General features: G+C 56.4%; 10 protein-coding genes. 3 read left to right on the top strand and 7 right to left on the bottom strand.

The annotated features are described in order from the left end of the window. The first annotated feature begins 140 nt into the window (after positions 1–140). Complete coding sequence (locus ACN0V1_RS12395) at positions 141–1,244, top strand: aminopeptidase (protein WP_417545289.1); 1,104 nt, start codon at positions 141–143, stop codon at positions 1,242–1,244. On the opposite strand, the gene argA is transcribed toward ACN0V1_RS12395, so the two are convergent. The 7 genes from argA to coaBC form a co-directional block, all read right to left on the bottom strand. Next, positions 1,218–2,525, bottom strand: a complete 1,308-nt coding sequence (gene argA, locus ACN0V1_RS12390; protein ID WP_417545288.1) for an amino-acid N-acetyltransferase — start codon at positions 2,523–2,525, stop codon at positions 1,218–1,220. The genes ACN0V1_RS12395 and argA overlap by 27 nt on opposite strands. Before the next feature lie 188 nt (positions 2,526–2,713). Continuing rightward, positions 2,714–3,910, bottom strand: a complete 1,197-nt coding sequence (gene argE, locus ACN0V1_RS12385) for an acetylornithine deacetylase (RefSeq protein WP_417545287.1) — start codon at positions 3,908–3,910, stop codon at positions 2,714–2,716. Between the two features lie 25 nt (positions 3,911–3,935). Further along, positions 3,936–5,183, bottom strand: a complete 1,248-nt coding sequence (locus tag ACN0V1_RS12380) for an acetylornithine deacetylase (RefSeq protein WP_417545286.1) — start codon at positions 5,181–5,183, stop codon at positions 3,936–3,938. Between the two features lie 24 nt (positions 5,184–5,207). After that, a complete protein-coding gene (gene argB, locus ACN0V1_RS12375) occupies positions 5,208–6,104 on the bottom strand; it encodes an acetylglutamate kinase (protein WP_417545285.1) in 897 nt (298 codons plus the stop codon). Positions 6,105–6,165: 61 nt separating this feature from the next. After that, on the bottom strand, positions 6,166–8,826 hold the full coding sequence (locus ACN0V1_RS12370; protein WP_417545284.1) for a phosphomannomutase/phosphoglucomutase: 2,661 nt from the start codon (positions 8,824–8,826) through the stop codon (positions 6,166–6,168). 92 nt (positions 8,827–8,918) lie between these two features. Then, positions 8,919–9,380, bottom strand: coding sequence for a dUTP diphosphatase (dut, locus tag ACN0V1_RS12365; RefSeq protein WP_291946981.1), 462 nt, complete (start codon positions 9,378–9,380; stop codon positions 8,919–8,921). 1 nt (position 9,381) lies between these two features. Next, a complete protein-coding gene (gene coaBC / locus ACN0V1_RS12360) occupies positions 9,382–10,581 on the bottom strand; it encodes a bifunctional phosphopantothenoylcysteine decarboxylase/phosphopantothenate--cysteine ligase CoaBC (RefSeq protein WP_417545283.1) in 1,200 nt (399 codons plus the stop codon). Between the two features lie 176 nt (positions 10,582–10,757). On the opposite strand from coaBC, the gene radC reads away from it, so the two are divergent. Next, positions 10,758–11,432 (top strand): RadC family protein, encoded by a 675-nt coding sequence (gene radC, locus ACN0V1_RS12355; protein WP_417545282.1) that lies wholly within the window; start codon positions 10,758–10,760, stop codon positions 11,430–11,432. A gap of 217 nt (positions 11,433–11,649) precedes the next feature. Continuing rightward, the coding region (gene rpmB, locus ACN0V1_RS12350; RefSeq protein ID WP_417545430.1) for a 50S ribosomal protein L28 at positions 11,650–11,795 on the top strand (146 nt) is incomplete at its 3' end.

Below are 11,795 nucleotides of genomic sequence, written 5' to 3'. Positions count from 1 at the left end.
ACGACTAACGTCCCTGAAAAATAGTGGTCGCTGCCACTTTCTGTTATGAAAAACGTGACCGTGCTTCTAAACGTTAATATGAGTGTACTATAGCGGCTATCCGGGGGCACTCAAACCGCACCGCCTTAACGTCGTAACCTATGAAGCAGCTTAGTCAGATCTATACGGTTTTGCTACTGATAACATGCCTGAGTGGTTGCACCACCATCAGTTACTACACCCAGGCCATTCGTGGCCACCTGGCGCTGACGATGGCGGGCGAACCGGTAGACCGCTATATCGCCAACAAAGAAACCCCCGACGAGCTCCGTAACAAGCTGATACTGTCCCGCCAGGCCCGCCGTTTTGCAACTGAGCGTCTCGGACTACCAACTGGCGATGCATTCAAAGACTATGTGGCTCTTGAACACTCCTGGGTGGTGGTTAATCTGGTGGCCGTGCCTGAATTCTCCTTGCAACCACACCAATGGTGCTATCCGGCTCTTGGCTGCCAGGCATACCGGGGGTATTTTCACCTTGTAGATGCCCGACGTGAGGAGCAACGCTTCAAGGCCAAAGGCTACGACACCTTCATCGGCGGTGTAACGGCGTACTCGACACTGGGGTGGTTTGACGACCCGCTGCATTCCGGCTTTACCAGCCTGTCTGATGACCGCATGGTGGCATTGATGTTCCATGAGCTGGCCCACCGGGTTGTCTACATCAAAGAAGACACTGCCTTCAACGAGAGCTTTGCCACCGCTGTGGAGCTGGAAGGGCTGAAGCTCTGGTTGGCACACCAAGGGGAGCCATCAGTATTCGAACAGGCACTTGTGCGTTTTGAGTTACGCAACAAAACCTATGCACTGGTAGAGTCCGCCAGCGCTGATCTGAAAAATCTGTATCGGCAACAAGGCGTGCTTTCCGAAAGCAGTCTTCGCGAGCGTAAACGGCTCGTTTTTGAGGAACTCAATGCAGCTTACGATGAGCTACTTGCCGACGAGAGCCAAAGAACAGAAACAGGAGGCCACAGGGAAAAAATAAAAGGGCCCTTCGGAACCCCTCCTGTCGCCTTCAACAACGCTCGTATCGCTCTGTTTACGCAATACAATCAGTATGTGCCGGCCTTTCGACAGCTACACAAACAGTCCGACTACGATTTCCTTGCGTTTTACCATGCTGTGGAGTCTCTTTCCCGGCAACCTGATGAGCGGCGCTGGAAGGTGTTGCAAGATCTGTCACAGCGGTTTGAAGAAGACTTTTGAATTGCGTTGAGTGTTGTATGCGGCAAGCTTCGGTCCGGGCAAAGCCTGAACCGTGCTGGGCTGGAAACCCCGCTCACGAAACCAGTGCTCTGTTTGCGTGGTGAGCACGAACAGCTTCTGGATACCCAGGCTGCGGGCGTGCTTTTCGATCATTAGCAGAATCTCATCGCCCCGCCCGGCACGGCGATAGGCCGTATCCACAGCAAAACAGGATAGTTCACCGGCGCCCTCATCGGGGTAGTTATGCAAAGCGGCGCAGCCAACAATGGTGCCGTCACGCTCTGCGACAACAAAGTGTTCAATATCAGTTTCCAGCATTTCCCGCGACCGCCGCACCAGAATGCCCTGCTCTTCCAGCGGCTCAATCAGCCCCAAAATTCCACCGATATCCTCGGCCCGGGCTTGCCGGATCTGTTCGTAGTGATCACCACTGACCAGCGTGCCTGTTCCGTCCCGGGTGAACAGCTCTTCCAGCAAGGCGCCGTCGTCCACATAACTGATAAAGTGTGCGCGCCTGACACCCTTCACACAGGCGTCGCAGGCGGCCCGCAGCAGGTCTGCGTCATGCCCCGTTACCGTTCCATCCGCCAGCCGCTCGGGCGCCTGCCGAGCTGAAAGCTCACGAATCAGAGAACCGTCCTGTTCGAGCAAGCCCTGATCATCAATAAATACGATGAACTTTTCCGCCTGAAGAGCCGCTGCTACCTGGCTGCCTACGTCTTCGTACGACAGATTGAAGGTGTCTCCGGTGGGCGAATAACCCATAGGTGGAAGTAAAACGATATGCCCCTGTTCCAGCAGTTTCTCGATACCGGCCACGTCAACCCGCCGCACCTTGCCGGTATAACCGAAATCGATGCCGTCCAGTACGCCAACAGGTTTCGCAGTCACATAGTTGCCGCTGCTCACCCGAATGCGCGCATTGTGCATGGGCGAATTCACCAGCCCCATGGACAACTGGCTTTCGAGGTATGCGCGCAAGCCACCGGTTGCTTCCATGACCAGCGGCAAATGGTCTTCGGGGGTTATCCGCAGACTGCGGGAAAACGTCGATTCCAAACCGGCCCCATCCAGGCGGCGCTGAATTTGCGGCCGCGCCCCGAAGGCGACAACCAGGCGCACGCCCAGACTGCTCAGTAGCGCGATGTCGTGAATGATGTTGATGAAATTTTCATGCTCGACCGCATCGCCCGGAATGGTCAACACAACCGTACGGCCACGGTGCGCATTGATATAAGGCGATGAATGACGGAATGAATGCAGCCAGCCGTTCGATTTCAAGTTTTGTTCCCCAGTCCGTATTTTTTGATGCGCATACCAGTTTACTCCAAGAGCGCTGCCGGGCGCCCACTCCAAAACCGTGGAGCGCCAGGGATGGCGCGACCGAGCCCTACAGGGACGTATTCACGGGCGTGTTTTGGAGTGGGCGCCCGGCAGCGCTCAGCCCGGAATCTGGCACGCAAGGATACTTAAAGACAAAACTGCCGGATAAGACCCCTGAGAATCTTCACCGTAGGCTCAAGCTGCGACAGTTCTATGAACTCGTCTGGCTGGTGGGCCTGATCGATAGAACCTGGCCCCAGAATCAGGGTCTCCATGCCAAGCTTCTGCAGCCAGGGGGCTTCGGTCGCAAAGGCGACTGCTTGCGCCGTATGGCCGGTAAGCTGTTCGCAAGCTTTAACCAGCGCGGCGTCTGCCGGCGTTTCAAACGGTGGCACACCATCAAACAACGGCTCGAATTCCATAATCAATTCGCGCCGCTCGGCCACCGGCTGAATTTTGTGCAGAATATCCTGACGCAGATTTTCCATACTCATCCCGGGTAACGGGCGCAGGTCAAAGTGCAGTTCGCACCGGGCGCAAATGCGGTTCGGGTTATCGCCGCCATGGATACAACCAAGGTTGAGCGTTGGCACCTGCACATCAAAATTCGGGTTGCTATGCTGAGCCTGCCAGTCTGCGCGCAGCGCCAGAAGTTCACCAAGGGCCTCGTGCATACCCTCCAGGGCATTGCGTCCCAGCCCCGGATCAGAGGAGTGACCAGACTGCCCCTCAAACGTTAACCGCTCCATCATGATGCCTTTGTGCATACGCACGGGCCGGAGGCTGGTGGGCTCACCAATGACTGCATAACGGGCTTTCGGCTTGCCTGCTTCTGCAAGCGCTCTGGCCCCGTTCATGGAGGTTTCCTCATCCGCAGTCGCGAGAATGATCAGAGGCTGCTTCAGCTCGGCAGCTGTAAACGCTTTGGCAGCTTCGATTGCCAGAGGGAAAAAGCCTTTCATGTCGCAGGTGCCCAGTCCGTACCAGCGGTTGTCACGTTCAGTCAGGGTAAAAGGGTCGCTTTGCCAGCGCTTGTCATCAAAAGGCACCGTGTCCGTGTGGCCGGATAACACAAGGCCGCCAGAACCGCTGCCCAGAGTGCCAATCAGGTTGTACTTGCCGGGCATCCCGGGCACGGCCAGCACCTCAACAGAGAAACCCAGGGCCTCCAGCCACTCCCCAAGCGTTCGCACCACAGGCTCGTTGCTGTGATCCCATTCTGCAGAGGCGCTGCTGATAGACGGCAGCGAAATCAGCTGCGTCAGCATCTCACGCACGCCCGGCACGGTTTCTGCCCTGCTGGTATTTTTACGGCTGTCAGTATCGTCGCTGAACTGCTGCATTGTGTCTCCTTGTCCGGCTTGAGCGCTATTGCGCCTGGCCTCGCCGCCAGACCTCAAACGCTGTAATAGCTCGGACAGCTATAGGATAGGCTACTTCACCTCCTGCAACCTCGCGGGCAACTTCCAACTGCCGCTCGGTAACACTCGCAAGACGGCCATCCACTATATTACCGTTCGAGAGTGACACCCGGACTTTGCGATTGACCCACGTGGCCGCCTGTTCAAGATCTTCGGTATACCAGCGGGTAATATCCGGATTCTCCCGGGGCACTATCGGCTCAAAGGCGGCTTTCGGTACCTCGGGAGCAACCGACTCGGCTTTGCGAAGGAATACATCTGGCACCATGGCGCCATTGTATTTCGGTGCCCAAGCCACGGTGCCGTTTTCACCCTCCGGGCGCACCGGTATACCCAGTGTTTCCGAACCCGGCCGCACCGACGCCGTTATTTCCCCACCTTCAAGCAGCCACTGCCGGTAAAGCGCCAGCAACTGATCGCTGGCTCGCCAGCCACGCGCCTCCAACCCGGTCTCGAAAGCACCCAGCGCGCGCCCGGCCCACTGCACCGGATCCAGGCCGGCTTCGCGTGCGCAATAGGCTGCTACCCGGCGCATAAGCCCGCCGTCTCGCAACGTAACTTCAAGGGGCTCGGACGAGCTTGTCAGTGTCGCTTCTCGCGATGCGAGATCAATGCGCGCACCCGGCCAGTTAAGCTCCAGGCTGGCGGTGCTTGCAGAGTTCAACTCAAGGTAAACGCGATCAGGCGTCTGATTCAGGATAAGCTCGCCGGACAAACGGGTTATTCCCATGCGTAACAGATCACCGCTGCCAAGCTGCTGACGCGGATCGGGTGCGCAGGGAAGCGCGAATAATGATGCCTTCTGGCGCCCGCTGGCTCCGTCTGCAGTTACCCAGTTCCGGAACATGGTTGCCTCAAGAACCAATGTCAGCGCTTCTGCCCGCAAAGTCCAGCTGGACGGCATATCTGAAGGACTAGCTAGCGCCGCTAACAAGGCAAGGGGCGAACCAGCATCAAACTCTGCCCGACCGATAATCAGCGGCTGAGTCAGTTCAAAATCCTGCCAGGATGCGCCAGACAGCACCAAGCGGCCCTCGACTCCGGAACCGATCCTGCCACGCTCCAGAACCCCGCTTTCGCCAAGCGCCTGACGCGCTTCTGACATGCGTTGATCCGCCAGCCACCAAACGCCTGCCTTAAACGCGGCAAAGCCGAGCAATGCAGCCAGAATCAGAGTTGTGAACAGACGTTTCATCCGGAAAATCCTCAAGAAATGCCGTCAGTTACGGGAAATAAGTGTGCCGACACCCTCATCCGTAAAGATTTCCAGCAGGCACGCGTGAGCTACCCGGCCATCAATGATATGGGACGTTCGCACACCATTCTCTACCGCGCTCAGTGCGCAGCGGATCTTCGGCAGCATGCCGCCATGAATGGTGCCGTCTTCTATCAGATCATTTACTTGCTGCGCGGTCAGCCCGGTGAGCACCTTGTCTTCCTTGCTCTTGAGCCCGGATACGTTGGTCAACAGCATCAGTTTTTCAGCCTTCATGGCCTCTGCAACCTTGCCGGCAACCAGGTCTGCGTTGATATTGTAGGATACGCCATCAGGCCCTACCCCAATTGGCGCAATCACCGGGATCACGTTACTGCGGGTAAGCATGTCGATCACATCCACATTGATACTGGCCACCTCGCCAACGCGCCCGATATCAATAATCTCAGGGCGTTCCAGCTCCGGCGAACGGTCCACCACTTCGAGTTTCCGGGCACGAATAAGGTTGGCATCCTTCCCGGTGAGGCCGATAGCGGTGCCTCCCTGGGCGTTGATCAGGGACACAATTTCCTTGTTTACCTGGCCACCCAACACCATTTCCACCACATCCATGGTGGCGGCATCGGTAACACGCATGCCGTTCACAAAGCGGGACTGGATATTGAGACGCTGCAGCAACTCACCAATCTGGGGGCCGCCACCATGGACAACAATCGGGTTGATGCCAACCAGCTTCATAAGCACTACGTCACGGGCGAAACTGCTCTTGAGGTCCTCGTTTTCCATGGCGTTACCGCCATATTTGATAACGACCGTTTTCCCGGTAAACCTCTGAATGTACGGTAAACCCCGGCTCAGAACTGTTGCCACCTGCATTGCTGTTTCACGATCCAGCGTCATCTTGTTGCCTTAATAAATCAGAAATGTAAATCGGGAGCCTGAGCCGCCTGCATGACGGGCTTCAGAAGTCCGCCACCAGATCCGGCGCTGCTTTCCGAAGCTGGGCCCGGAAAATATCTTTTATACGCTCCAGAGCCTCTTTGGTTTCCGCTTCAAAGCGCAACACCAGAACCGGTGTGGTATTGGACGCGCGGCACAAACCCCAGCCATCAGCGTAATCCACACGGATGCCGTCGATCGTGCTGATATTACCGTCACCAAAGTCACCCACGTTGCCCAACTGTTCGATAATCCTGAACTTGCTGCTTTCGGTTACTTCGACGTTAAGCTCCGGCGTGCTGATATCTTCAGGGAAGTCTTCGAACACGTCGTCGCTGTGGCGGTCTTCGATGCCCAGTATTTCAAGAAGTCTGGCAGCGGCATAAAGCCCGTCATCAAAACCGTACCAGCGTTCTGCGAAGAAAATATGGCCACTCATCTCGCCTGCCAGCAAAGCGCCGGTTTCCTTCATTTTTGCCTTCATCAGGGAGTGACCGGTTTTCCACATGATAGGGCGCCCGCCGGCTTCGGAAATCACTCCCGCCAGCCGTCGGGTGCATTTCACATCGTAAAGCACATCGGCGCCGGGGTTCCGTGAGACCACATCCCGAGCGAATAGCATCAACAGACGATCCGGCCAGATAATCTTGCCTGAATTGGTCACCAGGCCCATCCGGTCGCCGTCACCGTCGAATGCAATGCCAAGATCTGCACCTTCAGCTTTAACTCTATCGATCAGGTCTGCAAGGTTGGCAGGCTTACCGGGATCCGGATGGTGGTTCGGGAAGTCGCCATCAACCTCGCAGTACAGTGGGATCACTTCGCAACCAAGCTCTTCGATCAGCATGGGGCCAAGCTCGCCTGCAATACCGTTGCCAGCATCCACCACTACCTTGAGCGGCGCTGCGACGGCGATATCGCCCAGAATACGCTCAAGATAAGCTCTGCGAACATCTTCTGTAGACTGAGTGCCGCGTCCGGCAGCAAGATCACCGCTCTGAACCCGACGGTAGAGCGCCTGAATGGCCTCACCAGAGAGCGTTTCGCCGCCCAGCATGATTTTTAGGCCATTGTAGTTGGCCGGATTGTGGCTGCCAGTCACCATAACACCCGACCCATTTTCAAGGTGATGGGTGGCAAAATAGAGTACCGGCGTGGGCACAGCGCCCACGTGGATGACGTTACAACCCGCAGCCATAACGCCACGGGCCAGAGCATCCGCCAACCCGGGGCTTGAATGACGACCATCGTAACCGATGCAAAGCGATGCCAGCCCGCGACTGATCGCTTCCGAGCCTATAGCCATGCCAATCCGTTCAACAATGGACGACGACAGGGTCTCACCGACAATGCCGCGGATATCGTAGGCCCGGAAAATAACCGGTGACATCTCTACTGCCGGCTCATCCGTCTCTTCAACTTCCGGCATCTCTCCGCCGGAAAAGAACGAGCTGTCATTATTGCCGCTGCCAAAGCCCAGAACATCTTCATCACCATCGAGCATATCTATATCCGGCAACTCCTTGTCCTGAAACAGGGGCTCGGCGTCCATCGCTTCAGCCGTCTTTGTGACCTTCACAGACTTTGGCCGGGCATTCTCTGCCGCCTTGGTCATGCGCTTGTCCACCACTTGCGATAATCGATACAGAACCTCGCCAGCGGAGGAAACCATATCCCACTGGAAGCTCGGCAGCTTCTGACGTTCACCACCAAATACTTTATGCGCCCATTGAATCAGGTTGGTCACTTCGTGACGCAGTCCTTTCTGAGCACGTATCAGCAACCACCAGACCAGTATCGCTGCCAGCAACGCCGGCACTCCCACCAATACAGCTACCATCAGTATATTAACGGGAGCCTCCGGCAAGACGCCTGGCTTATAGCTCACAGTCCAGTCCGGGTTGGCGAGCGCCCGGACTTCCGTGGTGCTCGTGCCGGCACTCGCGCCACCTCCCTTGCTAACGAAGGTGCGAGAGACTCCGGAAACCGTCTGAACCAGCGCAAGCTCCCCGCCGAGCCGGGTATTTACAACGGAAAGCAGCGGCTGGAGCATAGAGGCATCGAAGACCACCAGAAGACTGCCTACAACGGCTTTGCTGACCGGGTTCCGCACAGGAGCAGCCATCTGCATGTACCACTGGTTTTCCCGGGGAAAGGCGTCCGGATAGAGGGGCTGACCATTTTCTGCCCGGCGAGCCAATTCAAGCCCGGCAAAGCCCAGCAAAACGTTTGCGCCTCCGGTCCTCGGAATCTGGCGATAAGGAAAAAGAAAAGCCGCCTTGACGCCTGGCAATGCCGTCATCAACCTCTGCTCAACCGCCCCGGCATCGGCACGTTTCATCAACGTATCCACCACGTGAGGCTGGGTCGCCAGACCGTTCACGCTCTGCTGCATCAGCTCAAGGTACTGGTTTATACGCTGGGAAGCTGCATCGGCTTCAGCGGTTTTCCAGGCATTGAAGCGTTTTTCCGTGGCAGGCTGCAGCACCAGAAAATGCATCAGAGCAATCACCGCCACACCAGCCAGTAAAACCACCAATGCCTGGCTAATGGCAGTCGATCCAAGATGTTTCAGCTTTGACCCTGCGTGTGCCTGGGTCTTTGTTTTTGTTTTTGGTTCTGTTTGGTCAGCCGGATGTTCATCAACAGACGCTTCGGGAGCTTTTTTCCTACCCAGTTTCATAGTTCATCCTGCAATTATTTTTTTTGCCCTGGACAAGCACTTAACGGCAAAGTATAGACACGGCAACAGGTTTCTGCGCTAAGGTTTAATGGTTATCGGGTACCGGTAGAGCCAAACCCGCCCTCGCCCCGACTACTGGCATCAAACTCGGAAACCACCTCAAAATCAGCCTGAACCACAGGGACCAGAACCAGCTGAGCTATCCGCTCACCGACATCAACCGTAAAGGCCGCATTGCCCCGGTTCCAGCAGGAAACCATCAACTCGCCCTGATAGTCGGAATCGATCAGCCCCACCAAATTACCCAGCACGATACCGTGTTTATGACCAAGCCCGCTTCTGGGCAAAATCATGGCTGCCAGCGACGGATCGGCAATGTGGATGGAAAGCCCTGTCCGGATTAACGCTGTATCGCCCGGTGCCAACGTTAGTGGCTCATCAAGACACGCCCGCAAGTCCAGGCCGGCAGAACCCTCGGTGGCGTATTCCGGAAAAGCGATCTGGTTGCCTATCCGGCCGTCAAGAATGCGTACCTGTAAATTTTTTTTACTCATATTATCCCTGCTTCAGGTGTTCGCCAATCAGCGCCAAAAGACGTGATGCAATAGCTTTTTTAGTATCGGGCCCTATCGTCTCCTGCCCGTTCGGCCAGAACACTGTCACGGCATTATTGTCACTGTTAAACCCCAGCCCCGGGGCAGATACATCATTGGCAACAACCATGCGTAATTTTTTGCGTTGCATTTTGCCTTTGGCATAGCGGGCAACATCTGAGGTTTCAGCGGCAAAGCCAACGGTGAACGGCGCATCCGGGCGCCCGGCAATCGTTGCCAGCGTGTCCGGGTTGCGTATCAATGGCAGCGTCATGGACTCACTGGATTTCTTTATCTTGTCGCTGGCAAAGTTCTCGGGCCGGTAATCCGCAACCGCGGCCGTTGCAATAAACAGGTCGCAGCCTTCATCGACTGCACCCGTGGAGGTCCGCAGCATATCCTCAGCGGTCACAACGTCACGGACTTCAATGCCCGCCGGTGCCGGCAAATTGACTGGCCCACTGACCAGAACAACATTGGCACCTGCATCCCGTGCGGCGGTGGCCAACGCGTAGCCCATCTTGCCCGAACTGTGGTTGCTGATATACCGCACCGGGTCTAGCGGCTCACGGGTTGGGCCGGCGGTGATTACGACACGCTTGCCCGCAAGCTCGCCAGCGCCGGCCTGTTTGTTCATGATCAGCCCGGCGATCACTGCGGCCTCAAGCATACGCCCGGGTCCATTGTCGCCACAGGCCTGCTCACCCTGGGCCGGACCCCAGAGCGTAATTTGCGGATCGCCCTCCAGCAGGTGGATATTGCGCTGGGTGCGACCGTTACTCCACATTGCCTGATTCATCGCAGGCGCCACGGCAATGGGAGCCTCGGTTGCGCAACAGACGGTGGTCAGCAGGTCATCGGCCATGCCCTGGGCAAGCCGTGCGACAAAATCCGCAGAAGCCGGTGCAATGACGACCTGATCGGCCCACTTGGCCAGCTCTATATGCCCCATGCCAGCTTCGGCTTCCGGATCAAGCAAAGAGGTGCGCACTGGCTCGCCGCTGAGGGCCTGAAAGGTAAGGGGCGTCACAAAGGCTTCTGCGCCACGAGTCATGACAACCCTTACCTCGTAGCCGGCCTTTTTCAGCAAGCGCACAAGCTCAGCACTTTTATAGGCTGCAATGCCGCCGGTTATACCCAGCAGAATTTTTCTGACGGCCATGAAGGCTCCGTATCCGCTTAAAATGAAAGGCTTATAAGATAGCATGCCCTGACAATACCGACAGCCTGCAAGACTCTCGGTACGTTTACCATTTGTTACTTTTTGAAGTAACCTTTGTAACTCAAAAGCGCATAGGAAGCGCTAAGCCCCCCCAAACGATATGCAAGGAAGCCGAAATGACCGATACAGCCTGGCCCGTGGATGAACGCCCTCGTGAGCGGCTGCTCGCCCATGGCCCCGAAAGCCTGTCTGACGCCGAGCTACTGGCTATTTTTTTACGCACTGGCACCACCGGCATGCCGGTTATGGAACTCTCACGCTTTCTTCTGCAGGAGTTTTCCGGCTTGCGTGGGCTCCTTACAGCCTCACGCAGACAGTTCTGTGGCATAAAAGGGCTGGGTACCGCAAAGTACTCACAAGTTCAGGCTGCCATGGAAATGGCACGGCGTGTAATGGATGAACCCCTGCGCCAGGGTGATCCACTGCGATCACCGGAGGATACCCGGCGTTTTCTCACCAGCCGGCTGGGCACCTACCCTCATGAAGTCTTTGCCGGCCTGTTTCTGGACAACCGACACCGGGTTATTCAGTACCGGGAGCTGTTTAGGGGGACAATTGACGGCGCCGCCGTGTATCCACGGGAGGTTGTGCGGCAGGCACTGGAAGATAACGCGGCGGCCGTTATTTTTGCCCACAATCACCCCTCCGGAGTCGCCGAACCCAGCCAAGCAGACATCTCCCTGACCAAACGCCTGAAAGAAGCGCTCGGACTGGTGGATATCAGGGTTCTTGACCATATGGTAGTTGGCCACGGTGAGGTAATATCTCTCGCAGAACGTGGGTTGATGTGAGCCGTCGCAGGCGAATGCAGGAAAACCGGCCAAATTCCCAACAATTTTTTGCGTTGGGGGGCTGGTTCTGGTATAAAAGCGTCCCTTTCTGGCGGCGTCTGGCGAGCAGCGTTCAGTTCAGGGGCGCAAACAGGAACGTAACCGTTCCTCGGCAACCAGAGACGCATTAAAATCGAATTCGTATTTATTAAGACCATTGCTCAGGTCGGAGGCAAGTATGTCCAGAGTTTGTCAGGTAACCGGTAAGCGTCCGGTTTCCGGTAACAATGTTTCTCACGCGATGAACCACACCCGTCGTCGCTTTCTGCCTAACCTGCAAAGCAAGCGCTTTTGGGTTGAGTCTGAAAAGCGTTTCGTAAGGCT

This window comes from Marinobacter sp., from assembly GCF_048266785.1.
GTDB lineage: Bacteria > Pseudomonadota > Gammaproteobacteria > Pseudomonadales > Oleiphilaceae > Marinobacter.
Note: the sequence above shows the minus strand (reverse complement) of the source record. Positions and strands in the feature narration are given on the sequence as shown.

Bases quoted from the DNA above. Each gene is read 5' to 3' on its own strand.
- ACN0V1_RS12395 (WP_417545289.1), top strand. From the start codon at position 141: ATGAAGCAGCTTAGTCAGATCTATACGGTTTTGCTACTGATAACATGC.
- argE (WP_417545287.1), bottom strand. From the start codon at position 3,910: ATGCAGCAGTTCAGCGACGATACTGACAGCCGTAAAAATACCAGCAGG.
- ACN0V1_RS12380 (WP_417545286.1), bottom strand. From the start codon at position 5,183: ATGAAACGTCTGTTCACAACTCTGATTCTGGCTGCATTGCTCGGCTTT.
- argB (WP_417545285.1), bottom strand. From the start codon at position 6,104: ATGACGCTGGATCGTGAAACAGCAATGCAGGTGGCAACAGTTCTGAGC.
- ACN0V1_RS12370 (WP_417545284.1), bottom strand. From the start codon at position 8,826: ATGAAACTGGGTAGGAAAAAAGCTCCCGAAGCGTCTGTTGATGAACAT.
- dut (WP_291946981.1), bottom strand. From the start codon at position 9,380: ATGAGTAAAAAAAATTTACAGGTACGCATTCTTGACGGCCGGATAGGC.
- coaBC (WP_417545283.1), bottom strand. From the start codon at position 10,581: ATGGCCGTCAGAAAAATTCTGCTGGGTATAACCGGCGGCATTGCAGCC.
- radC (WP_417545282.1), top strand. From the start codon at position 10,758: ATGACCGATACAGCCTGGCCCGTGGATGAACGCCCTCGTGAGCGGCTG.